At 63.2% G+C, this 23,073-nt stretch carries 23 protein-coding genes and 2 tRNA genes; 10 read left to right on the plus strand and 15 right to left on the minus strand.

The window, feature by feature from the left end; all coding sequences use genetic code 11:
* The first annotated feature begins 17 nt into the window (after positions 1 to 17).
* Positions 18 to 725 carry an RNA pyrophosphohydrolase gene (locus AVME950_RS07100; protein ID WP_272565507.1) on the plus strand — a complete coding sequence of 236 codons (708 nt, stop codon included), beginning with the start codon at positions 18 to 20 and terminating at the stop codon, positions 723 to 725.
* Positions 726 to 780: 55 nt separating this feature from the next.
* On the opposite strand, the gene proB is transcribed toward AVME950_RS07100, so the two are convergent.
* From proB to rplU, 4 genes are all read right to left on the minus strand, one after another.
* Positions 781 to 1,920 carry a glutamate 5-kinase gene (proB, locus tag AVME950_RS07105; protein ID WP_284429253.1) on the minus strand — a complete coding sequence of 380 codons (1,140 nt, stop codon included), beginning with the start codon at positions 1,918 to 1,920 and terminating at the stop codon, positions 781 to 783.
* An 81-nt stretch (positions 1,921 to 2,001) separates the two neighbouring features.
* On the minus strand, positions 2,002 to 3,072 hold the full coding sequence (cgtA, locus tag AVME950_RS07110) for an Obg family GTPase CgtA (RefSeq protein ID WP_272565511.1): 1,071 nt from the start codon (positions 3,070 to 3,072) through the stop codon (positions 2,002 to 2,004).
* Between the two features lie 123 nt (positions 3,073 to 3,195).
* Complete coding sequence (rpmA, locus tag AVME950_RS07115; RefSeq protein WP_272548923.1) at positions 3,196 to 3,453, minus strand: 50S ribosomal protein L27; 258 nt, start codon at positions 3,451 to 3,453, stop codon at positions 3,196 to 3,198.
* Positions 3,454 to 3,467: 14 nt separating this feature from the next.
* Positions 3,468 to 3,779, minus strand: a complete 312-nt coding sequence (gene rplU, locus AVME950_RS07120; RefSeq protein WP_092741307.1) for a 50S ribosomal protein L21 — start codon at positions 3,777 to 3,779, stop codon at positions 3,468 to 3,470.
* A gap of 256 nt (positions 3,780 to 4,035) precedes the next feature.
* Between rplU and AVME950_RS07125 the strand changes: the two genes are divergently transcribed.
* The 8 genes from AVME950_RS07125 to AVME950_RS07160 all read left to right on the plus strand — a co-directional run bounded on the left by AVME950_RS07125 (position 4,036) and on the right by AVME950_RS07160 (position 10,735).
* The gene (locus tag AVME950_RS07125) at positions 4,036 to 4,965 is read left to right on the plus strand and encodes a polyprenyl synthetase family protein (protein WP_272569825.1); all 930 of its coding nucleotides are present in this window, start codon (positions 4,036 to 4,038) and stop codon (positions 4,963 to 4,965) included.
* A 20-nt stretch (positions 4,966 to 4,985) separates the two neighbouring features.
* Positions 4,986 to 5,062 (plus strand) — tRNA-Pro (locus AVME950_RS07130).
* Between the two features lie 113 nt (positions 5,063 to 5,175).
* A complete protein-coding gene (gene pilB / locus AVME950_RS07135) occupies positions 5,176 to 6,906 on the plus strand; it encodes a type IV-A pilus assembly ATPase PilB (protein ID WP_284405479.1) in 1,731 nt (576 codons plus the stop codon).
* Between the two features lie 20 nt (positions 6,907 to 6,926).
* Positions 6,927 to 8,144 carry a type II secretion system F family protein gene (locus AVME950_RS07140; protein WP_272565514.1) on the plus strand — a complete coding sequence of 406 codons (1,218 nt, stop codon included), beginning with the start codon at positions 6,927 to 6,929 and terminating at the stop codon, positions 8,142 to 8,144.
* Positions 8,144 to 9,028 (plus strand): prepilin peptidase, encoded by an 885-nt coding sequence (locus AVME950_RS07145; protein WP_284429254.1) that lies wholly within the window; start codon positions 8,144 to 8,146, stop codon positions 9,026 to 9,028. Before AVME950_RS07140 ends, AVME950_RS07145 begins: the two co-directional genes overlap by 1 nt.
* Positions 9,029 to 9,032: 4 nt before the next feature.
* Positions 9,033 to 9,653 (plus strand): dephospho-CoA kinase, encoded by a 621-nt coding sequence (gene coaE / locus AVME950_RS07150; protein WP_284429255.1) that lies wholly within the window; start codon positions 9,033 to 9,035, stop codon positions 9,651 to 9,653.
* Between the two features lie 64 nt (positions 9,654 to 9,717).
* A complete protein-coding gene (gene zapD, locus AVME950_RS07155; protein WP_272565520.1) occupies positions 9,718 to 10,473 on the plus strand; it encodes a cell division protein ZapD in 756 nt (251 codons plus the stop codon).
* 13 nt (positions 10,474 to 10,486) lie between these two features.
* Positions 10,487 to 10,735 carry a DNA gyrase inhibitor YacG gene (locus tag AVME950_RS07160; RefSeq protein ID WP_272565521.1) on the plus strand — a complete coding sequence of 83 codons (249 nt, stop codon included), beginning with the start codon at positions 10,487 to 10,489 and terminating at the stop codon, positions 10,733 to 10,735.
* Between the two features lie 40 nt (positions 10,736 to 10,775).
* Here the strand turns inward: AVME950_RS07160 and AVME950_RS07165 are convergent, their stop codons facing one another.
* From AVME950_RS07165 to AVME950_RS07195, 7 genes are all read right to left on the minus strand, one after another.
* A complete protein-coding gene (locus AVME950_RS07165) occupies positions 10,776 to 11,231 on the minus strand; it encodes an NUDIX domain-containing protein (protein WP_284429256.1) in 456 nt (151 codons plus the stop codon).
* The gene (locus tag AVME950_RS07170) at positions 11,224 to 12,096 is read right to left on the minus strand and encodes an ATP-binding protein (RefSeq protein WP_284429257.1); all 873 of its coding nucleotides are present in this window, start codon (positions 12,094 to 12,096) and stop codon (positions 11,224 to 11,226) included. Before AVME950_RS07170 ends, AVME950_RS07165 begins: the two co-directional genes overlap by 8 nt.
* A 22-nt stretch (positions 12,097 to 12,118) precedes the next feature.
* A complete protein-coding gene (gene argJ, locus AVME950_RS07175) occupies positions 12,119 to 13,348 on the minus strand; it encodes a bifunctional glutamate N-acetyltransferase/amino-acid acetyltransferase ArgJ (RefSeq protein ID WP_284429258.1) in 1,230 nt (409 codons plus the stop codon).
* A gap of 65 nt (positions 13,349 to 13,413) precedes the next feature.
* On the minus strand, positions 13,414 to 14,751 hold the full coding sequence (locus AVME950_RS07180; RefSeq protein ID WP_284429259.1) for an ABC transporter ATP-binding protein: 1,338 nt from the start codon (positions 14,749 to 14,751) through the stop codon (positions 13,414 to 13,416).
* Positions 14,752 to 14,768: 17 nt separating this feature from the next.
* Positions 14,769 to 16,496, minus strand: a complete 1,728-nt coding sequence (locus tag AVME950_RS07185; RefSeq protein ID WP_284429260.1) for an ABC transporter permease — start codon at positions 16,494 to 16,496, stop codon at positions 14,769 to 14,771.
* Positions 16,497 to 16,648: 152 nt separating this feature from the next.
* Positions 16,649 to 19,405, minus strand: coding sequence for a preprotein translocase subunit SecA (gene secA / locus AVME950_RS07190; protein WP_284429261.1), 2,757 nt, complete (start codon positions 19,403 to 19,405; stop codon positions 16,649 to 16,651).
* A gap of 135 nt (positions 19,406 to 19,540) precedes the next feature.
* Positions 19,541 to 20,548, minus strand: coding sequence for a M23 family metallopeptidase (locus AVME950_RS07195; RefSeq protein ID WP_284429590.1), 1,008 nt, complete (start codon positions 20,546 to 20,548; stop codon positions 19,541 to 19,543).
* A gap of 4 nt (positions 20,549 to 20,552) precedes the next feature.
* Here AVME950_RS07195 and AVME950_RS07200 point away from each other — a divergent pair, with 4 nt between their 5' ends.
* A complete protein-coding gene (locus tag AVME950_RS07200) occupies positions 20,553 to 20,852 on the plus strand; it encodes a hypothetical protein (RefSeq protein ID WP_272565530.1) in 300 nt (99 codons plus the stop codon).
* Positions 20,853 to 20,900: 48 nt separating this feature from the next.
* On the opposite strand, the gene AVME950_RS07205 is transcribed toward AVME950_RS07200, so the two are convergent.
* The 4 genes from AVME950_RS07205 to AVME950_RS07220 all read right to left on the minus strand — a co-directional run bounded on the left by AVME950_RS07205 (position 20,901) and on the right by AVME950_RS07220 (position 23,059).
* A tRNA-Thr gene (locus AVME950_RS07205) sits at positions 20,901 to 20,976 on the minus strand.
* A 49-nt stretch (positions 20,977 to 21,025) separates the two neighbouring features.
* Positions 21,026 to 21,559 carry a ClpXP protease specificity-enhancing factor gene (locus tag AVME950_RS07210; RefSeq protein ID WP_284409383.1) on the minus strand — a complete coding sequence of 178 codons (534 nt, stop codon included), beginning with the start codon at positions 21,557 to 21,559 and terminating at the stop codon, positions 21,026 to 21,028.
* Positions 21,560 to 21,592: 33 nt separating this feature from the next.
* Positions 21,593 to 22,204 carry a glutathione S-transferase N-terminal domain-containing protein gene (locus AVME950_RS07215; protein ID WP_272565532.1) on the minus strand — a complete coding sequence of 204 codons (612 nt, stop codon included), beginning with the start codon at positions 22,202 to 22,204 and terminating at the stop codon, positions 21,593 to 21,595.
* A gap of 99 nt (positions 22,205 to 22,303) precedes the next feature.
* Positions 22,304 to 23,059, minus strand: a complete 756-nt coding sequence (locus AVME950_RS07220; protein WP_284429262.1) for a cytochrome c1 — start codon at positions 23,057 to 23,059, stop codon at positions 22,304 to 22,306.
* Positions 23,060 to 23,073 lie beyond the last annotated feature (14 nt).

Genomic DNA, 23,073 nt, shown 5'->3' on the forward strand with positions numbered 1-23,073 from the left:
AAAATTGGGGTTAGATTATGCTTGACCGGGACGGCTTTCGGCCGAACGTCGGCATCATCCTGCTCAACCAGAAAAACCAGGTGTTCTGGGGCAAGCGGATCCGCACCCACAGCTGGCAGTTCCCGCAGGGCGGCATCGACAGGGGGGAAACTCCCGAACAGGCAATGTACCGCGAACTGCACGAAGAAGTGGGATTGCAGCCGGGCCATGTGCGCGTGGTTGCCCGCACCAGGGACTGGTTGCGCTATGAGGTGCCTGACCGGTACATCCGCCGCGATGCGCGCGGACACTACAAGGGCCAGAAGCAAATCTGGTATCTGCTGCAGTTGCTGGGCCATGACTGGGACCTGAATCTGCGCGCCACCAACCACCCCGAGTTCGACGCCTGGCGTTGGAACGATTACTGGGTGCCGCTCGATGTGGTGGTGGAGTTCAAGCGCGGCGTGTATGAAATGGCGCTGACCGAGCTGGCACGCTTTCTGCCGCGCCACGAGCAACGCAATCGCTATCTGCGCAGCGGTATGCGCTCCCGTGAAGGCGAAGGCTTGCCCAGCGGCATGCCCATGCACCGGGCAGGCTCCCTGCTGGTCAGTCCTGGCATGGAAATGCCCCCGGGGGCCAGCTTCGACCCCGACCCCCAAAAGAGCAAAGCCACCTCGCCCCCTTCGGAACAGGGCGCGGGCATTCCACTGTCGCCTTCGCAGTTCCTGCCTAAATTGGTTTGACGCGCCGCTGCCTTTGCCGCAAGGAAAAGGCAGCCCGCAAGCCCATGCCTTTGAGTCAGGCGTTTGCCAGCACCATGTTGTCGCGGTGCACCATTTCCGGCTCGGCGACATAACCCAAGAGCCGTTCGAATTCCGCCGACGGCTTGCGGCACAGCAGACGGGCCTCCGCACTGGCGTAGTTGGCAAGCCCCCGGGCCACTTCCACACCGGCTTCGTCACGCACGGCGATGACGTCACCACGAGAAAAATCCCCCTCCACGGCGGTCATACCGATCGGCAGAAGGCTTTTTCCCTCGGTTCGCAGCTTGACCGCCGCCCCCATGTCCACGGTCACGGCGCCACGGAGCTGCAAATGGTCCGCCATCCACTGCTTACGTGCCTGCTTTTTCTGCGTTTGCGCGACCAGCAGTGTTCCGATGGCTTCGCCCCGGGTCAGGCGCACGAGCACATCGGTCTCACGGCCCCAAGCGATCACAGTGGAGGCACCTGAGCCCGCGGCCCGCTTGGCGGCAATGATCTTCGTGATCATGCCGCCCCGGCCGATGCTGGAGCCCACGCCCCCCGCCATCGCCTCCAGGGCGAGATCGCCCGCCTGGGCTTCGTGCACGAACTGTGCGTCCGGATTGCGCCGTGGATCTGCCGTGTAAAGCCCTTTTTGATCCGTCAGGATGATCAAGGCATCGGCCTCCACCAGATTGGCCACCAACGCACCGAGCGTATCGTTGTCGCCGAACTTGATCTCATCCGTGACCACGGTATCGTTCTCGTTGATCACAGGCACCACCCCCAGGCGCAGCAGGGTGAGCAGCGTGGACCGGGCATTCAAATATCGCTCCCGATCCGCCAGATCGGCATGCGTGAGAAGCACTTGCGCGCTGCCCAGCCCTTGTTCCCTCAACTTGGTCTCGTACATCTGCGCCAGCCCCATCTGGCCCACCGCCGCAGCCGCCTGGAGTTCATGGATCTCATGCGGACGCGTCGCCCAACCCAGGCGCTTCATGCCCTCCGCAATCGCGCCGCTGGACACCATGACCACCTCGCGCCGCCCACCCGATTCACCGCGCGCCAGCGCCGCCAGTTGGCGACTCCATTCACCGATGGCAGCCTCATCCAGGCCACGGCCCTCGTTGGTCACGAGACTCGACCCTACTTTGACGACAATGCGGCGCGCGTCGCGCAATATGCTGGAAACCATATGGACAGTATTGGCGTCAGCGCTGGATGGACAAGCGATGAACGCTATTGAATAAGTAGCAGGAGTAGCGAAGCAGAAGGATCACTCGGGTCGATCGCCCACGAAACGTGGATCCACCTCTTCCGGCGTCTGTTCGGCCTTTTGCTGAACCTGCACATGCCGGTAAATGGCATGGATCAATGGCTCGCAACCCTCGCGCGTCAAAGCCGAAATCTCGAAAACGGGGCCCTTCCACTTGAACCGTTTTACGAAATCCCGAACGCGCGCTTCACGCTCTTCCTTGGGAACCATGTCCAGCTTGTTGAGCACCAGCCAGCGCGGCTTGTCATAGAGACCCGCGTCGTACTTCTTGAGCTCGCCCACGATGGCCTTGGCTTGCGCGACAGGATCGACAGCGTCATCGAAAGGCGCCAGATCGATCACGTGCAACAGCAAACGCGTGCGCTGGAGGTGGCGCAAGAACTGATGCCCCAGCCCCGCCCCTTCGGAAGCACCTTCGATCAACCCAGGAATGTCGGCGACGACGAAGCTCTGCTCCGGCCCCACCCGAACCACGCCCAGATTGGGGTGCAGCGTCGTGAAGGGGTAGTCGGCGATCTTGGGCCGCGCATTGGAAATGGCAGCGATCAAGGTGGATTTGCCGGCGTTGGGCATGCCCAGCAGGCCGACATCGGCAAGCACCTTCAACTCCAGCTTGAGATTTTTTTTCTCGCCAGGCCATCCTGGTGTTTTCTGGCGCGGCGCACGGTTGATGGCGCTTTTGAACCGCATGTTGCCAAAACCGCCATCGCCGCCCTTGGCGATGGTGATCACCTCGCCCGGCACCAACAGTTCATACAGCACTTCGCCCGTCTCGGCATCGGTGATGATGGTGCCCACTGGCATTTTCAACGTGATGTCATCGCCAGCGGCGCCGAACATGTCGGAGCCCATGCCGTGCTCGCCGCGCTTGGCCTCGTGGCGGCGGGAATAGCGGAAATCCACCAGCGTATTCAGATTCGGGTCGGCCACGGCAAAGACATGCCCGCCCCGGCCGCCGTCGCCCCCATTGGGACCGCCGAACTCCTTGTACTTTTCGTGCCGGAACGACACACAACCATTGCCGCCGTCGCCGGCAGCAATGTCGATAAAGGCTTCGTCGACGAACTTCATGGGGATCCAGTTTACAAAACAGGGGTCGGAAAGCGACGCCGTGCCGATTCATCCGGCAGCCAACACTTCCAAAACGACAAAGCCCCGACAGGTCGGGGCTTCGAAAGCATCAAGTGGCAGGCGTCAGGCCGGCGTCACATTGACGGTGTGCTTGGACAGTGCGCCCTTGGTGCCGAAGGACACGTGGCCATCGACCAGTGCGAACAGCGTGTGGTCCTTGCCCACACCGACGTTCGTGCCGGGGTGGAAACGCGTACCGCGCTGGCGAACGATGATCGAGCCCGCGCTGATCAATTCGCCGCCGAAAGCCTTCACACCGAGCATCTTGGGCTTGGAATCGCGCCCGTTTCGCGTAGAGCCGCCGCCTTTTTTCTGTGCCATGACATCAGCTCCTTTTAACCGGCGATCGCACCGATTTGCAGTTCGGTGAACTGCTGGCGATGGCCTTGGCGTTTCTGATAGTGCTTGCGACGGCGCATCTTGAAGATGTGCACTTTGTCGTGCTTGCCGTGCGCCACGACGGTTGCCGTGACGGTTGCGCCGGACACCAGGGGGGTGCCAACCTTGATTTCAGCGCCGTTTCCGACGGCCAGAACCTGGTCGATCACAATTTCCTGGCCTACGTCCGCAGCAATCTGTTCTACTTTAATTTTTTCGCCGGAAGCAACGCGATACTGCTTGCCGCCGGTTTTTATGACCGCGTACATGTGAACCTCTTTGAATGGAGTTCTGCGGACGAATTTCCGCAGAGCCGGCGAATATAGCACGAGGCAAATTTTTTAGCCAGCCAACCGCATCCGACCAGGCGGCAACCGGAAAAGTCGTCTTTTACGGCGGGCACGCCAGGAGCGCCCGAGTCGGTACGAAGCGATTCCTATAATCCATTTTTCGTCGCTGCACACGCTCATCTTGTCCACCACCACCTCCAGCACCTCAGCAACCCTCGCCTTGATCGCCGACGACATGCACGAGGTGGACAAAGTCATTGCCGCCCGGCTGAATTCGTCAGTCTCTCTTGTGGGAGACATTGCCCGATACATCATTTCCGCAGGTGGCAAGCGCCTGCGTCCAGCCTTGCTTTTGCTGATGTGCGGCGCGCTCGGCTACAAAGGACTTCAGCGTTTCAATCTGGCCGCGGTGGTGGAGTTCATCCATACCGCGACCTTGCTGCATGATGATGTGGTGGATGAATCCACCCTGCGGCGAGGGCGCCCGACTGCCAATGAGAACTTCGGCAATCCGGCAAGCGTGCTGGTCGGTGATTTTCTGCACTCGCGCGCTTTCCAGATGATGGTTGATGCGGATGACATGCGCGTGATGCAGATTCTTTCAGAGGCCACCAATGTCATCGCCGAAGGGGAAGTGCAGCAGCTCATGAACACCCATGACGCCTCGCTGGACGAGCAAGGCTATCTGGAGGTCATCCGGTCGAAGACGGCCAAACTCTTCGAAGCCAGTGCCCGGCTGGCAGCGATTCTGGCTCGCAGTTCACCAGATCTGGAGAAAGCCTGCGCAGATTACGGTCAGGCGCTCGGCACTGCTTTCCAGGTGATTGACGATGTGCTCGACTACGACGGCGACTCGTCGGAAATGGGGAAAAATCTTGGCGATGATCTTCGGGAGGGCAAAGTGACCCTACCCCTGATCATTGCCATGCAGCGCGGCACCCAGGACCAGCGGAGCCTGATAGAGAACGCCATACAGACGGGCGCGGTGGAAGAACTTCCAGCCATCGTGCAAATTGTGAAAAGCACCGGGGCCCTGGAAGCAACCCGACTTGCCGCTGCGGCCCAAGCACAGCAGGCAATCGATGCTGCAAGGCAATTGCCCTCCAATCGCTACACGGAAGGTTTGCTAGAATTGGCCTCGCAATTGCTGGAGCGGCGTCTGTAATTGCCTTGAAAACAACACATCGGGGTGTAGCTTAGCCTGGTAGAGCGCTACGTTCGGGACGTAGAGGCCGGAGGTTCGAATCCTCTCACCCCGACCACGTTGTTACACCTTCGTGGTTTCGCCGCACTCTATCCCGTTGATCCCATGGCCCGAACATCCGCACGATGTTAGGATGGTTTCCTTTCCATCCACATTGATTCTGCTGGTTACATGGCCGTTGATACCGCACCCAAAGAAGGCGCCGCAATTGCCCTGCCAGGTCTAGGCCGGGCATTGATGTCAGCCGGCAAGCTGAGTCAAAAATCAGCCGAAGATATCTTTCGCAAGTCACAGGTTGGCAAAACAAGCTTCATTGCCGAGTTGACCGGGTCGGGGGCTGTTTCCTCTGCCGATCTGGCGCACACGGTTTCTGCCGTATTCGGTGCGCCCCTGCTGGATCTGGAAGCCATCGATCCCCTTCGGATTCCCAAAGATCTTCTGGATCCGAAGATCTGCCTCGCCTATCGCGTTGTGGCCCTGAGCAAGCGCAACAACCGGCTGATCGTAGCCACCGCAGACCCTACCGACCAAGAGGCCGCGGAAAAGATCAAATTCACGACCCAGATGGGGGTGGACTGGATCATTGCGGAATACGACAAGCTCATCAAGCTGATCGAGGCCAATACCAAGTCGGTCAGCGAGTCGATGGAAAGCCTGTCGGGCGGGGGAGATTTCGAATTCGACGATGTCAAGGTCGAAGAAGCTCCCGAAAACTCCGACAGCGCCAACGACGTTGAAGATGCGCCAATCGTCAAGTTCCTTCACAAAATGCTTTTGGACGCGTTCAACATGCGCGCTTCCGATTTGCATTTCGAACCTTACGAGCACCAGTACCGGGTGCGTTTTCGCATCGATGGCGAATTGCGCGAAATTGCTTCGCCCCCCATTGCCATCAAGGACAAGCTGGCGTCCCGAATCAAGGTCATTTCCAGACTGGACATTTCGGAAAAGCGTGTCCCACAAGATGGCCGCATGAAGCTCAAAGTCGGCCCGGACCGGGTCATCGACTTTCGGGTGAGCACGCTGCCTACGCTATTTGGTGAAAAGATCGTGATCCGGATTTTGGATCCCAGCAGTGCCAAGCTGGGCATCGATGCGCTGGGTTATGAGCCGGAAGAAAAGGAACGGCTGATGCATGCCATCGGCCGGCCTTACGGCATGATTTTGGTGACCGGGCCAACGGGTTCAGGGAAAACCGTCTCCTTGTACACCTGCCTGAACTTGCTGAACAAGGCAGGCGTCAACATCGCGACCGCGGAGGACCCCTCGGAAATCAATTTGCCTGGTGTCAATCAGGTGAACGTCAATGAGAAAGCGGGGCTGACGTTCGCCACCGCACTCAAGTCGTTTCTGCGCCAGGATCCTGACATCATCATGGTCGGCGAAATTCGCGACCTTGAAACGGCGGATATTTCCATCAAGGCGGCACAGACGGGCCACTTGGTGCTGTCCACCCTCCACACCAACGATGCTCCGACCACGCTCACCCGGATGCGCAATATGGGAATTGCGCCATTCAACATTGCGTCCAGCGTCATTCTGATAACAGCCCAGCGCCTGGCTCGCCGTTTGTGCCCGGTCTGCAAAGCGCCCGCCGATATTCCACATGAAACCCTGCTCGAGGCAGGCTATAAAGAGGATGAAATCGATGGCACCTGGGTGACCTATCGTCCCGTCGGTTGTTCCGCTTGCAACAATGGCTACAAGGGGCGGCTGGGCATCTACCAGGTCATGCCGATTTCCGAAGAAATTCAACGCATTATTTTGCGCGATGGAAGCGCCTTGGAAATCGCCAAGCAGGCCAAGGCGGAGGGGGTCCGCTCCTTGCGCGAAGCAGGCCTTCATAAAGCCAAGATGGGGCTGACCTCTCTCGAAGAGGTGCTGGCCGTCACCAACGAATAGCGCCAATCGCGAGGATCATTATGGCAACCGCCGCATCGAGGGATATCAAGGACTTCGTCTTTGAATGGGAGGGTAAGGATCGCAGTGGAAAGATTGTCCGCGGGGAAGTGCGCGCCGTAGGTGAAAACCAGGTCCAGGCGACCTTGCGCAGACAGGGTGTGCTGCCTACCAAGATCAAAAAACGGCGCATGCGTTCGGGCAAGAAGATCAAGCCCAAGGACATCGCATTGTTCACGCGCCAGATGGCCACCATGATGAAGGCTGGCGTGCCGCTGTTGCAATCCTTCGATATCGTGGGCCGGGGCAATACCAATGCCAGCGTCACGAAATTGCTCAACGACATTCGCAGTGACGTGGAAACCGGGACGTCGCTGAATGCGGCCTTCCGCAAGTACCCGATGTACTTCGACAGCCTTTATTGCAACCTCGTCGAAGCCGGCGAGGCCGCGGGTATCTTGGAGGCGCTGCTGGACCGGCTTGCCATGTACATGGAAAAGACCGAGGCCATCAAATCGAAGATCAAATCGGCATTGATGTACCCCATTTCGGTGGTGATCGTTGCATTCGTCGTGGTCACGGTGATCATGATCTTTGTGATCCCCGCATTCAAGGAAGTATTTACCTCCTTTGGCGCTGAATTGCCGGCACCGACGCTCCTCGTGATGGCCATGAGCGAGGTATTCGTCAAATGGTGGTGGCTGATTTTTGGCGTATTGGGCGGCGGATTTTATTTCTTCATGCAGGCGTGGCGCCGCAGCGAAAAAGTACAGATGTTCATGGACCGTCTGTTGCTGCGGCTTCCGGTGTTCGGGTCCTTGATCGATAAATCATGCGTTGCTCGCTGGACCCGGACGTTGTCCACCATGTTCGCCGCAGGGGTTCCCCTGGTTGAAGCCTTGGATTCGGTGGGCGGCGCCTCTGGCAATTCCGTGTATGCCCTCGCTACGGAACGGATTCAGCAGGAAGTCTCGACAGGGACGAGCTTGACGGCCGCCATGGGCAATGCCAACGTGTTCCCTTCCATGGTGATCCAGATGTGCGCCATTGGCGAAGAATCCGGCTCCATCGACCACATGCTGGGCAAAGCCGCAGACTTCTACGAGGCCGAAGTGGATGAAATGGTCGCGGGGCTGTCCAGCCTGATGGAGCCCATCATCATCGTGTTCCTGGGCACCATCATTGGGGGCATCGTGGTTTCGATGTATCTGCCGATCTTCAAACTGGGTCAAGTCGTCTGATGGAACTGGGACCTTGGGGAGACGCTTCGGTACTCGGCATTTTGGGTCTGCTGATCGGTAGCTTCCTGAATGTCGTGATCCATCGCTTGCCGAAGATGATGGAGCGGCAGTGGGCTGCAGAATGCGCTGACTTTGCCGCCATGGCGAACAAGGATGCGGCCTCCACGGAGGCGCCAGCGGCGCCGGTGGAGCCCTTCAACCTCTGGACGCCGGCGTCGCGGTGCCCTGCCTGCGGGCATGCGGTGCAGTGGTATGAAAACATCCCGGTCCTGAGCTATCTGTGGCTTCGCGGACGGTGCTCCGCCTGCAAAGTGCGGATCAGTCCCCGATATCCTTTGGTCGAACTGGCCACGGGCGGTCTTTTCTTCTTTTGCGGCTGGCATTGGGGCACGACACTCACCGCAGTGGCCTGGTGTGGATTTTCCGCCGCGCTGATTGCTCTGGCGTTCATCGACTGGGACACCACGCTGCTACCTGATGACATCACGCTGCCCTTGCTCTGGGCGGGCCTCATCGCCTCCGCGATGCAGTGGACCACCGTTCCGCTGTTCAGCGCGGTCATGGGGGCCGTGGGAGGCTACCTGTCCCTGTGGACGGTGTATTGGGCCTTCAAGCTCGCGACAGGCAAGGAAGGCATGGGCCATGGCGACTTCAAGCTCTTTGCAGCACTCGGGGCCTGGTTCGGCTGGCCGGCGCTGGTGCCCATCATCCTCATTGCGTCCGTCATCGGAGCGTTCATTGGCATCGGCATGAAATTCGCCAGCCAGTTGCGCGAAGGCGGATACGTTCCTTTCGGTCCGTTCCTGGTCGGCTCGGGACTCGCAGCCATGGTGTTCGGGCCGGAAACGATCCTGCAAGGGCTACTGCGCAGCCTGGGGCTTTGAGCCCATGGCGACCGAATCGCGGCCCGCTCTGCGCCTGGGTTTGACCGGCGGCATCGGCAGCGGGAAAAGCACGGTGGGCCAAATGCTGGCGGAACACGGCGCCGCACTCATCGACGCCGATCGGCTTTCGCGCCAGGTGACTGCCCCAGGGGGGGCGGCCATCGGACCCATCCGCGACGCGTTCGGCGACGCCTTGATCGATGCGCACGGCGCGATGGACCGCGACCGCATGCGGGAACGTGTGTTCACAGACCCGGCGGCGCGTCAGCGCCTGGAGCGCATCGTCCACCCGCTGGTGGCCCTGGCAACGCAGGAAGCCGCTTCGCGCGCCGTGCAAAGCGGTGCGGCCCTGATCGTCTTCGACATCCCGCTGCTGGTCGAGTCTGCCCGCTGGGCGCAGCAGCTGGACCAGGTTCTCGTGGTGGACTGCACCCCCGAAACCCAGATCCTCCGCGTGCAGCAGCGCAGCGCCCTGACGCGCGAGACGATCGAAGGCATCATGGCGTCCCAAGCCCCCCGGGCGATCCGGCGGGCGGCAGCGGACATGGTGGTCTACAACGACGGAATCTCGCTGCAAGGGTTGCGAGCTGACGTCCTTCAGATCGCCCAGCGGTTCGGGCTATGATGCCCGGCATATCGGACGCGCGAAGCTGGCAGCGCCAGCCGTGTGCCCCCAGGAACCCTGCAGCGTGATCCTTTACGAATATCCCTTCAACGAACGACTGAGAACCTACCTGCGGCTGGAGCAGCTGTTTCGCCGCCTGGGTGAGTTGATTCCGCGCCAGCATCCTCTGGATCACCACTACGCACTGGTGACGGTCTTCGAAATCATGGATGTCGCGGCGCGCGCCGATCTCAAGTCGGATGTGCTCAAGGATCTGGAAAAGCAGAAGCACCAGCTGGATGGCTACCGGGGCAACCCTTCGATTTCCGAAGCGGTTCTGGACGGCATCATCGCGCAGCTCGATCGGTGCTTTGCCGGGTTGAATGCGCAGACGGGCAAGGCAGGCCAGGCCCTGGCAGAAAACGACTGGCTGATGAGCATCCGCAGCCGGGTGGGCATTCCCGGGGGAACCTGCGGCTTCGATCTGCCGGCCTACTACGCTTGGCAGCACCATGCCCCCCAGCAGCGCCAGCAGGATCTGGAAGCCTGGGCGACCACCCTCGCCCCCCTGGCGGAGTCGTTGTACGTCCTCCTGAAGCTGCTGCGTGATTCGGGCGTGCCCCAGAAGGTGGCCGCGGACCATGGGCAGTTCCAGCAGACCCTGCCCCAGGGCCGCACCTTCCAACTGCTGCGCCTTCGCATCGATCCTTCCCTGGACCTGATCCCGGAGATCAGCGGCAACCGCCTGATCGTCTCCGTGCGGCTGATGCGCCAGCATGACGACGGCAAGCTGCATGCCGCCAACGAAGATGCCGCGTTCGAACTGACCTTGTGCGCCTGAGCGCCCGTTGACCATGAGCCGTTCTCAGCCGCGTTCGCCGGCCCCCTCCAACGCCAAGTACGTGACGTGCCCGGCCTGCCGTGGCGAAAGCCTCTACGGTCCCAGCAATCCCTTCCGACCGTTTTGCAGCGAACGCTGCAAGCAGATCGACCTGGGGGCCTGGGCGAGCGAAGAATTCCGCGTGCCTACCGAACCGCCGACCCAAGACCCCGACCTGGGCGACGGGCTTCCGCACATTCCGCCGGGCGCCTGGGAAAAATAGCCCCCAGGGCATATTTCTCTAGGGCGTTTAGCTATTATTTTTATAGCTGATTGATCGTGGAAGGGTCAAAGGTTGCTCCCCGCTCCTGGGCCAGCCACTCCAGTACGGGATAAGCGCCCGGCAGTACGGGCGAGACCTGCAGGGGCCACTGCTGCCAGGCCATGGTCTGGCCCTCGCGCATTTCGAAGTCGCCCTGCCATTCCCAGACCTTGCACCAGTGCAAGCGAACCAGCGCGTGGGGATAGTCGTGCTCCGTCACCTTCCAGACGGATGCCGCACCGATGGTGACGCCCAGCTCCTCGATCAACTCGCGCCGCAAGGCCTCTTCCACGGTCTCCCCGGCCTCCAGCTTGCCGCCAGGGAACTCCCAGTACCCGGCGTAAGGCTTGCCCGCGGGCCGGGTGGACAGCAGCATGGCGCCATCCGCACGCAGCAGGATGCCGACCGCCACGTCGGTGTGCTTTCTGGCGTCGACAGGGGCCACGGGATCAGCCATGCTGGCGCCCCGCATAGTCCCGCGCGAACTGGTAGGCGACCCGGCCGCTGCGCGATCCGCGCTCCAGTGCCCAGACCAGCGCCTGGGGGCGCGCTGCGGCAATCTCCGCATCCGCGACACCCAGGAAGGAAAGCCACTGCGCCACGATGGCCAGGTATTCGTCCTGGCTGAAAGGGTAGAAGCTGACCCACAGGCCGAACCGTTCGGACAGCGAGATCTTTTCTTCCACCACCTCGCCCGGGTGCACCTCGCCATCTTCCGTGTGGGTATAGGACAGGTTTTCCTTGTGGTACTCGGGCAGCAGGTGGCGGCGGTTGCTGGTGGCATACACCAGCACGTTGGGCGTGGAAGCCGCCACCGATCCGTCAAGAATCGACTTCAGCGCCTTGTACCCCGGCTCGCCCTCTTCAAAGCTCAGGTCATCGCAGTAGACGATGAATTTCTCGGGCCGATCCGCCACGATCTCCACGATGTCGGGCAGGTCCGTCAGATCGGCCTTGTCCACCTCGATCAGGCGCAGCCCCTGAGGCGCATAGGTATTGAGACACGCCTTGATGAGGGAGGACTTGCCCGTCCCGCGGGCGCCCGTCAGCAGCACGTTGTTGGCCGGCCGGCCTTCCACGAACTGCTGGGTGTTGCGCTGGATCTTTTCTTTCTGGGCGTCGATTTCCTTCAGATCGTCCAGGCGCATCTCCCCCACATGGCGCACGGGCTCCAGCGCACCGTGGCCGCCGCTGCGCTTGCGATAGCGCCACGCGATGGCACGGGACCAATCCGGCGCGGTCAGGGCCTGGGGCAATACCGATTCGATGCGGGAGATCAATTGCTCCGCACGGAGCATCAGGTGTTCGAAGGTGGCGGTCATAAGCGCTGCAGGGGGCCCGGATTCAGGAACGGTAGTCGGCGTTGATCGTCACGTACTCGTGGCTGAAATCGCAGGTCCACACCGTTTCCGCGGCATCGCCACGGCCCAGGCCCACGCGCACGGTGATCTCGCTTTGCTTCATCACGCGCTGGCCATCTTCCTCGCGGTAGCTGGGGTTGCGCCCGCCCTTCGTCACCACGTGCACATCGTCCAGGTGCAGCTCGATGAGGGTCTGGTCGAGATCGGCGATGCCGGCATAGCCCACCGCCGCCAGGATGCGGCCCAGGTTGGGGTCGCTGGCGAAGAAGGCCGTCTTGACGAGCGGCGAATGCGCGATGGCGTACGCCACCAGCTGGCATTCTTCCGCCGTCTTCCCGCCCTCGACGCGGACGGTGATGAACTTCGTGGCGCCCTCGCCGTCACGCACGATGGCCTGTGCCAGCTTCTGCGCGACGTCCAGCATCGCGGCCTTGAGCGCCTGGCCCTCGGCGCTGTCCAGCGACACGATGGGCGCATGCGCGGCCTGCTGGGTGGCGATGGCCACGAACGAATCGTTGGTGGAGGTGTCGCCGTCGATCGTCACCCGGTTGAACGAGCGGTCGGCCAGTTCGCGCAGCAGCGGCTGCAGCAGTGCGGGTTCGATGCGCGCATCCGTGGCCAGAAAGCCCAGCATGGTGGCCATGTTGGGACGGATCATGCCCGCGCCCTTGCTGATGCCCGTCACCGTCACGGTGGCGCCGCCGATCTGCACCTGCCGGCTGAAGGCCTTGGGCAGCGTATCGGTGGTCATGATGCCTTCGGCTGCCTGCGCCCAATGGCCGGGCTGCGCGTCCGCGATGGCAGCGGGCAGGCCGGCTTCGATGCGGTCGACGGGCAGCGGCTCCATGATCACCCCCGTGGAAAACGGCAGCACCTGCGAAGGCGACAGGCCCAGCAAGCCGGCCGCAGCCTGGCAGGTGGACCGTGCGCGTGCCAGGCCCTCGGCGCCCGTGCCCGCATTGGCATTGCCCGTGTTGACCACGATGGCGCGGATGGCCTGGCCGCCCGCCAGGTGCTCGCGGCACACCTGCACCGGGGCCGCGCAGAAGCGGTTCTGCGTGAACACGCCGGCCACGGTCGCGCCTTCGTCGATCAGCAGCACCGTGAGGTCGCGGCGATTGGCCTTGCGCACCCCGGCCATGGCCACGCCCAGGCGCACGCCGGGCACGGGATGCAGGTCAGCGGGATTCGGCGCAATCAGGTTCACGGGCATGGCAGTGGGTCTCGGCGGGTAAGGGGGGAAAGAAGAAGGAAGGTCAACGGCGAAAGCTGCCGATTCTAGGGCGTGGCATTTGGCTTGGCCTGGGGGGCATCGCCATCGGGCAGGTGGATCAGTCCGGTGTGGAAATCGTATTCGAACACTTCGCCATAGCGGCCCCATTCGATGACCGTGCGCAGCACCTGTTCGGCCTGGGCCTCGTCCAGGCTTTCGTGCAGCAGGCGCAGGAACGGCTTTTCCGGCAGCTCGCCCGCAGGGTCTTGCTCCAGGCTGTGGCGCATGTGGGCCGCCAGCGGAACATGCGCGAGCAGTTGCTGGCCGAACAGGGTCTGCCGCACGGTGTTGGGCGCCTGCACGTAGCGCTGGCCCAGCGCGGTCAGGTGCAGGTCGCCGTCGGCCAGCTGCGCAAACCCCAGCAGGGCCAGCGCCTGGGCCAGAACCAGCAGTTCGTCATCGGCCAGTTCTGCGTCTTCGGCCATGCGCGGCAGGTCGGCCCGGCCGTCGAAGGGCGCCTCGGACAGCCGCTCGAGCAGCCCTTCCATCCGCCCGACATCGGCAGCCGGCAACTGGTCGGCCAGGGGCCTGCGGGACGGCTCGGCGGCCGGGCGGCCCGCGCCCGGCTGGCGCGCCGTCATGAGCCCGTAGACCTCGTCGATGAGGGCCCGCACCTCGGGGCTGTCGGGGTGGCGCGGTCGAGGCAGCTGGATCGCCAGCTCGGCGCGCACGCGGCCCGGGTTGCTGGCGAAAATCAGCACCCGGTCGGCCATGAGCACGGCCTCCTCGATGTTGTGCGACACGATGAGCATGGCGCGCGTGGGCATGCTGCCGCTGCCCCACAGCTCCAGAATGTCGTCGCGCAGCCGTTCGCCCGTGAGCACGTCGAGGGCCGAAAAGGCCTCGTCCATCAGCAGCACTTCGGGCTCCACCACCAGGGCGCGCGCGATGCCCACGCGCTGGCGCATGCCGCCCGACAGCTCGCGCGGCAACGCGCCCTCGAACCCGGACAGCCCGATCAGCTCGATGGCGGCGGCGGCCCGCCGTGATCGTTCGGCGGGGGCGACCCCCCGGGCCTCCAGGCCCAGTTCCACGTTCTGCTGCACCGTGAGCCACGGGAAGAGCGCGAACGACTGGAACACCATGGCGATGCCGCGCGCCGGGCCGTACAGCGGCTGGCCCCGGTAGCGAACATTGCCGGCATCCACCGGAACCAGGCCCGCCAGGATGCGCAGCAGCGTGGACTTGCCCGACCCCGACTGCCCGAGCAGCGCCACGATCTCGCCCTCCTGCAGCACGAGATCGACCCCCTCCAGCACCGAACGCGCGGTGCCGTCGCTGGAGCGAAAAGACTTGCCCACCTGGGCCAGCTCGGCGATGGGGGACATGGGAGAGGTTTCCATGGGTTCGGTTCCAGGCGTCAGGAGTGCATGCGGTTTTCGGCCATCGCGTAGAGGCGCCGCCACACGAAATGGTTCATGCCCATGACGAAGACGCACATCACGCCGATGCCCAGCGCGATGCGGGGAAAGTCGCCGATCGCCGTCATGTGGGCGATGTAGCTGCCCAGGCCGTCGGCCTGCAACGTGGTGTCGCCCCAGGTCACGTACTCGGCCACGATGCTCGCATTCCACGAGCCGCCGCTGGCCGTGATCGCACCGGTGACGAAGCTGGGGAACACCGCCGGCAGCAGGTAGCGCTTCCAGCGCAGCCAGCCCGACAGCCCCAGGTTCTGTGCGGCATAACGCAACTCCGACGGCACGCTGGAAGCCCCGGCGATCACGTTGAAGAGCAGATACCACTGCGTGCCGAGCACCATCAACGGCGCCAGCCAGAGGTTCGGATCGAGGTGCCAGCGCACGATCAGCACCACGGCCAGCGGGAACATCAGGTTGGCCGGAAAGGCCGCCAGAAACTGCGCCACGGCCTGCAACCGGCCCGCCCAGCGCGGATTCATGCCGATCCAGACGCCCACCGGCACCCAGACCGCCGCCGCCAGCAGGATCAGCACGACCACGCGCACCAGCGTGTACGTGCCGAGCACGAAGACATGGCCTACCTCGTGCCAGCCCACCTCGCTGTGGATGAAGCGCACGAGCCAGATCACCGCCAGCATCACGGCCGCCGCCAGCAAGGCATCGCCCGCGCGCGTCAGGGCGGGATGGGGCACGGAGGGGCGTGCACGGATCGAGGTGCCGTCATGACGACGGCGCAGCCGCGTGAGCGACCACTCCAGCGGCACCACGAACAGCGCCACCACCCGCTTGAGCTGCGACGTGCGGCGCATCCAGGACAGCAGCCAGGAGGTCGGCTGGGCTTCGCTGCCGCCCTCCTCGAACCGGAACTTGTCGGCCCAGGCGATGAGCGGGCGAAAGAACAGCTGGTCGTACAGCACGATGCCGACCAGCATGCCCACGATCGCCCAGCCGATCGCGCCCAGGTCGCGCGCCTCGATGGCCAGGGCGATGTAAGAGCCCACACCCGGCAGCTTGATGTCCTGGTGTGATACCGAAATCGCCTCCGACGCCACCACGAAGAACCAGCCGCCGGACATGGACATCATCATGTTCCACAGCAGCCCTGGCATGGCGAAGGGCAGCTCCAGCCGCCAAAAGCGCTGCCAGCCCGACAGCTGGAACACCGCAGCGGCTTCGCGCAGTTCGGCCGGCACCGTGCGCATGGACTGGTACAGGCTGAAGGCCATGTTCCAGGCTTGGGAGGTGAAGATGGCGAAGATCGCCGCGCACTCGACGCCGAAGAGGTTGCCCGGAAACAGCGCGATGAACCCCGTCACGGTGATCGACAGGAAGCCCAGGATCGGGATGGACTGCAGGATGTCCAAGAGCGGCACCATCACCCGCTCCGCCGTGCGGTACTTGGCCGCCAGCGCCGCGAAGACGCAGGCAAACACCAGCGATGCGCCCAGTGCGATGAACATGCGCAGCGTGGTGCGCAGCAGATAGTACGGCAGCATCCACGGATCGAGCGACAGCGGCAGCACGTCGCCCACCTGGTAGGGCCGTGCCATCTGCGAGCCGCCCCAGGCCAGCGCGAAGAGCACGGCCAGCACCAGGGGTAGCAGGGCCCAATCCCATCGGTTACCGGTGGCCTGAACCACCTGCCGCGGGAAAAACCGCTTGTCGATCATCCTTGCGCCCTTCTCCCTGTGACGCGAAACAGCCTAGCAGCGGCCCGTGACAAGCCGAAGACGAAGCCACCGCTGCTGCGGCCCGCCGCGCCCCATCCCTGCGCGCCTGGGGCACAGGCATCCCGCCCTGCGATCAGGGCGGTGCCGCATGGTCAGTCCAGACGGCCGTGGCAGCTCTTGTACTTCTTGCCGCTGCCGCAAGGGCATGGGTCGTTGCGGCCGACACGGGGCACTTCGCCCGCGAGCGCACCGGCCGCCATGGCGGCCTCGGAGCGGACCTCCACCTCACCGGTCTCGGTGGGGGCGGTGTAGGTCACGTTGGCGATCTTCTCGGCACGGCTCTCCAGGGCCTCGGCGGCCTCGTCCAGCTGCGCAGGCGACTGCACCTGCACCGTCATCAGGATCTTGGTCACTTCGTTCTTGACCTGGTCGATGAGCTGGCGGAACAACTCGAACGCCTCGCGCTTGTATTCCTGCTTGGGCTGCTTTTGCGCGTAGCCGCGCAGGTGGATGCCCTGGCGCAGGTAGTCGAGGGCCGCCAGATGGTCGCGCCAGTTGGAGTCAAAGCTCTGCAGCAGCACCGCGCGTTCGAACTGGTTGAAATTCTCCTGGCCCACCAGCTCCAGCTTGGCCTGGAAGGCGGCCTTGCCTGCGGTGAGCACCTTTTCCAGGATCTCGTCGTCGGTGATGGCGTGCGCGCTGTCCACTTCCTGCTTGAGCGGCAACTGGATCTGCCAATCCTCGGCCAATGCCTTCTCGAGCGCCTGCAGATCCCACTGCTCTTCGACCGATTCGGCCGGCACGTACTGGCGCACCAGATCGGTCAGGCAGTCTTCCTGCATGTTGGCGATCAGGCCGGACAGGTCGCTCGCGTCCAGGATCTCGTTGCGCTGCTGGTAGATCACCTTGCGCTGGTCGTTGGAAACGTCGTCGTATTCCAGCAGCTGCTTGCGGACATCGAAGTTGCGCGCCTCGACCTTGCGCTGCGCCGACTCGATGCTGCGCGTGACGATGCCCGCTTCGATGGCCTCGCCATCGGGCATCTTGAGGCGGTCCATGATCGCCTTCACGCGGTCGCCAGCGAAGATGCGCATCAGCGAATCGTCCAGGCTCAGATAGAACCGCGAAGAGCCGGGGTCGCCCTGGCGGCCCGAGCGGCCCCGCAGCTGGTTGTCGATGCGGCGGGACTCGTGGCGCTCGGTCGCAATGATGCGCAGGCCACCCAGTTCCTTGATCTTCTCGTGGTCGCGCATCCACTGCGCGCGCACCTCGGCCACGCGGCTTTCCTTGGTCGCCTCGTCGAGCGACTCGTCGCTCTCGATGGCGGCCAGCGCCTTCTCGATGTTGCCGCCCAGCACGATGTCGGTGCCGCGGCCCGCCATGTTGGTCGCGATCGTGATCATGCCGGCACGGCCGGCCTGGGCCACGATGTCGGCCTCGCGGGCATGCTGCTTGGCGTTCAGCACCTGGTGCGGCAGGTTTTCCTTTTGCAGCAGCTGGTCGATGATTTCGGAGTTCTCGATCGACGTGGTGCCTACCAGCACGGGCTGGCCGCGCTCATGGCACTCGCGGATGTCCTTGATCGCCGCCTCGTACTTTTCGCGCGTGGTCTTGTACACGCGGTCCAACTGGTCGTTGCGCTTGCTCGGGCGGTTCGGAGGAATCACCACGGTTTCCAGGCCGTAGATTTCCTGGAATTCATAGGCCTCGGTGTCGGCCGTTCCGGTCATGCCCGCCAGCTTCTTGTACAGGCGGAAGTAGTTCTGGAACGTGATGGATGCCAGCGTCTGGTTCTCGGCCTGGATGCCCACGCCTTCCTTGGCCTCGACGGCCTGGTGCAGGCCTTCGCTCCAGCGGCGGCCCGACATGAGGCGGCCGGTGAATTCGTCCACGATGACGATCTCGCCTTCCTGCACCACGTAGTGCTGGTCGCGGTGGTAGAGGTGGTTGGCCCGCAGCGCCGCATACAGGTGGTGCATGAGCGTGATGTTGGCCGGGTCGTAGAGCGATGCGCCTTCGGCGATCAAGCCGCGGCTGGCAAGAACGCGCTCGGCGGTTTCATGGCCCTGCTCGGTCAGGAACACCTGGTGCGTCTTCTCGTCGAGCGTGAAATCGCCCGGCTTGGTGACGCCCTGGCCAGTGCGCGGATCGGCCTCGCCCTCTTGGCGCACCAGGAGCGGCACGACCTCGTTCATGGCGATGTACATCGCCGTGTGGTCTTCGGCCTGGCCGCTGATGATGAGCGGCGTGCGCGCCTCGTCGATCAGGATCGAATCCACCTCATCGACGATGGCGAAGTTCAGCCCGCGCTGCACCCGGTCGCGCGACTCGTACACCATGTTGTCGCGCAGGTAGTCGAAGCCGTACTCGTTGTTCGTGCCGTAGGTGATGTCGGCCTGGTAGGCGGCCTGCTTTTCCTCGCGCGGAGCCTGCGGCAGGTTGATGCCGACGGTCAGGCCCAGGAAGTTGTACAGGCGCCCCATCCACTGGGCATCGCGATTGGCGAGGTAGTCGTTGACCGTCACCACGTGCACGCCGTCGCCGGACAGCGCATTCAGGTAGACCGGCAGCGTGGCGGTCAGCGTCTTGCCTTCGCCGGTGCGCATTTCCGAAATCTTGCCGTAATGCAGCGCCATGCCGCCCAGCAGCTGGACATCGAAGTGGCGCATTTTCATGATGCGCTTGGAGCCTTCACGCACCACGGCGAAAGCCTCTGGCAGCAGATCGTCCAGCGATTCGCCTTTGGAGACGCGTTCCTTGAACTCGGCGGTCTTGGCGCGCAGCGCCTCGTCACTCAGCTTTTCGTAGTCGGGCTCCATCGCATTGATGCGGGCCACCGTCTTGCGGTATTGCTTGAGGAGCCGGTCATTGCGGCTGCCGAATAATTTGGTGAGGAAATTGGTGGCCATGCGAGCAGGACCGCGCCGCGTGCCCGAGGGCGTACGGCGCGACCAGAATCCCTAAAGAAGAAGTGAGTTCAGGTGGGGCTGCGTTCTCGGGTTGCAAGTTGCGCAACCCGGGTCGGCAGGTCCGGACCGCAGATTTTACCTGCGCGGGGTGACGGGCTGGCCATCGGCCTTTTGGGCCGGTCCGGCACTGGCCACGCGGGTGGAGGGCGCCTGGGCTCCGGCCATCAGGAATTTTTGCGGATCCTGCGGAACGCCCTGCACCAGCACTTCGAAATGCAGGTGTGGACCGGTGGAGCGGCCCGTCGTGCCGACCTCGGCGATCTTCTGGCCGCGGCGCACGAGGTCGCCGCGCTTGACCATCGTTTTGGAGGCATGTGCATAGCGGGTGACCAGCTGGTTGCCGTGGTCCACCTCGATCATGTTGCCGTAGGCGGGGTGGTACTCCTGCGCGACCACCACGCCTCCAGCCGCCGCGAGGATGGGCGTGCCCGTGTCCGCCTGGAAGTCCAATCCCGTGTGCAGGGCGGAGTGGCCCGTGATGGGATCGATGCGCCAGCCGAACGCCGAGCCGGGAAGCTTGCCCAGCACCGGCGCCTGCGTCGGCACCATGTGCTTTCGGATGTGCTGGTCGAACAGCCGCGATTCCACCACCGTCATCAGGTCCACCCGGCGGTCCGTGAGCTGGGCCAGGTCGTCCAGCGTGCGCTCCAGCTCCTGCATGTCCATGGGGTGGCCGGACACCAGCGCACCGCCCTGCCCGGGCGGCCGCGACAGTTCCGACGCTGGCATGCCCGCCAGCCCCAGCACCCGCTCGCCCAGCGACTCCAGCTGCATGACGCGCGCCTGCATCTCGCCGACCTTGCGCGCCATGGCATCGAGGTTGGCACGCATGAAACGGTCGCGCTCTTCCATTTCGTCCTTGGCCACCAGCTTGACCAGCGACCCGACGATGGGCCAGCCTTCGCGCGCGCCCTTGAGAAAGACCCAGTGATAGAGCATGGCCGCGACCAGCATGATGATGAAAGAGACCAGCAAGCCTGCCGCCATGAGCCGTGTCCCTGTCAGGTGTATGGCCCGGCTTCGCGCCAGCCGGGCGTCCGTGATAATCAAGTGCACTACATTTCTCCGCGCCGCGCGGCGCATTGCCATGAACCGCCGTCACCAAGCCGTCACCCTGCTTCAAGCCACGGAGGAATCCCCCACATTGGCCAAGCTGGCGGCACTGACACGCGAATCCACGGAGCGGCTCAAGGCCATCGAGCCATTGATCCCCCCCACTTTGCGGCCCGCCATTCAGGCAGGGCCGATCGAAGGCCCGACATGGTGCCTGCTGGTGCGCAGCAACGCAGCGGCGGCCAAGGTGCGTCAGCTGCTGCCTGCCTTGCAGGCGCATTTGCGCACTCGGGGGTGGGAGGTTAACTCCATTCGCCTCAAAATCCAAACCTGAAGCCCGCAAGGGAAGGCATGGCAAAGGGGAGACGAAAAGAAGGAAAGATGGTGCCGATTGTCGGAATCGAACTGACGACCTACCGCTTACAAGGCGGGTGCTCTACCAACTGAGCTAAATCGGCGAAGGCTGCATTCTAGCCGCGCGAAATGCGCCGCAGCCGCACGGCAACGCTATTTGACGCGCTTGAGCGAGGGCCGGCCACCAGCACCCGGCGACGTGGGCCGGGGCGGCGCGCCACCGTCGTCCGGAGGCGAATCGGTGGACACCAGCTGCACCACACGATCGTCCGCGCCCGTCGAAGACTCGGACTCTGCGGGCGCGGAGGTGGCCGTGCTGAGGACCGAGGAAGACAGCACGCCCCCTTCGCTCGGCTCCAGCACGTCCACCGGGGGCGGAAAGGCCATGCCCTGGCCATTCTCTCGCGCGTAGATGGCGATCACGCGGCCCACGGGGACCATGATGTCGCGTGGCTTGCCGCCGAAGCGCGCCTTGAACTCGATGAAATCGTTGCCCAGCTGCAGCGCACTGGTAGCGTCGTAGCTGATGTTGAGCACGATCTCGCCATCCTTCACATACTCGCGCGGCACCTGCACCGAGTCGTCCACCCGCACAGCAACGTAGGGCGTGAGCCCGTTGTCGGTGCACCACTCATACAAGGCCCGGATGAGATAGGGGCGAGTGGAGGTGGAGTCCTGGGCGTTCATCATGGTGGCGTGCGGGAAGGAAGGATCGCGCAATCACTTGCGCATGACTTTTTCGGAAGGCGTCAGCGCTTCGATGTACGCAGGACGCGAGAAGATGCGCTCAGCATACTTGAGCAGCGGCGCGGCGTTCTTGCTCAGGTCGATGCCGTAGTAGTCCAGGCGCCAGAGCAGCGGCGCGATGGCCACGTCCAGCATCGAGAAATTCTCGCCCAGCATGTACTTGTTCTTGAGGAACACGGGCGCCAGTTGCGTGAGGCGGTCGCGGATGTGGGCGCGGGCTTTTTCCAGCGCCTTCTCGTTGCCCTTGGTGGCACGCGATTCGAGGATGTTCACGTGAACGAACAGTTCCTTCTCGAAGTTCAGCAGGAACAGGCGCACGCGGGCGCGGTCCACCGGGTCGCCGGGCATCAGTTGCGGATGCGGGAAGCGCTCGTCGATGTATTCGTTGATGATGTTCGACTCATACAGGATCAGGTCGCGCTCGACCAGGATCGGCACCTGCCCGTAGGGGTTCATCACGCTGATGTCTTCGGGCTTGTTGTACAGGTCCACATCGCGGATCTCGAAGTCCATTCCCTTCTCGAACAGAACGAAACGGCAGCGATGGGAGAAGGGACAGGTCGTACCCGAATAAAGCACCATCATGGTGAGAGGCTCCTAAAAATCAAAAAGAGTGGGCGCAGGATGCGTCCACTCTGAAAACCTGGGCAGCGCCAGGTCTGGCGCCGCAGGCGGTTGGTGCGGTTACTTGATGTCTTTCCAGAAAGCTGCGTTGAGCCTCCAGGCAATCACCGTGAACACACCGAGGAAAATCAAAACCCAGACGCCGACGCGCAACCGGGTATTTTGCGCTGGCTCGCCCATCCATTGAAGGTAATTGACGAGATCACCCACGGCCTGGTCGTATTGGAGGGGGCTCATTGTGCCCGGACTCACCTGCGTCCAGCCCTTGAAGACTTCCGTCTTGTGGCCATGGCTCTCCTGCTGTTCGAACACGGGACGCCGGTCGCCCTGCAATTGCCAGAGCACGTGAGGCATGCCGACACTCGGGAAGGCGAGATTATTCCATCCCGTGGCCTTGGTCTCGTCGCGGTAGAAAGTGCGCAGGAAGGTATAGAGGTAATCCGCCCCCGTTCCGCCATGGCCGGCGCGCGAACGGGCGATCACCGTGAGGTCGGGCGGATTGGCGCCGAACCAGTCCTTGGCCTGGTGCGGATCGATGGTGGACTTCATGGTCTCGCCCACCTTTTCGGTGGTGAACAGCAGGTTGTCCTTGATCTGCTGGTCGGTGAGGCCGATGTCCTTCAGGCGGTTGAACCGCATGAACGCGGCCGAGTGGCAGCTCAGGCAGTAGTTGACGAAGAGCTTGGCGCCGTTCTGTAGCGAGGCCGTGTCGTTGGTCTGGACCGGGGCCTTGTCCCAGGCGATGCCGCCTTCGGCGGCCTGCGCGCCCGTGGCGATGCCCAGGGCCGCGATCAGCGTGAGGATGATTTTTTTCATGGGATGGGTCTCCT

Origin of the sequence: Acidovorax sp. SUPP950, from assembly GCF_030158935.1 — a bacterium.
GTDB lineage: Bacteria > Pseudomonadota > Gammaproteobacteria > Burkholderiales > Burkholderiaceae_C > Paracidovorax.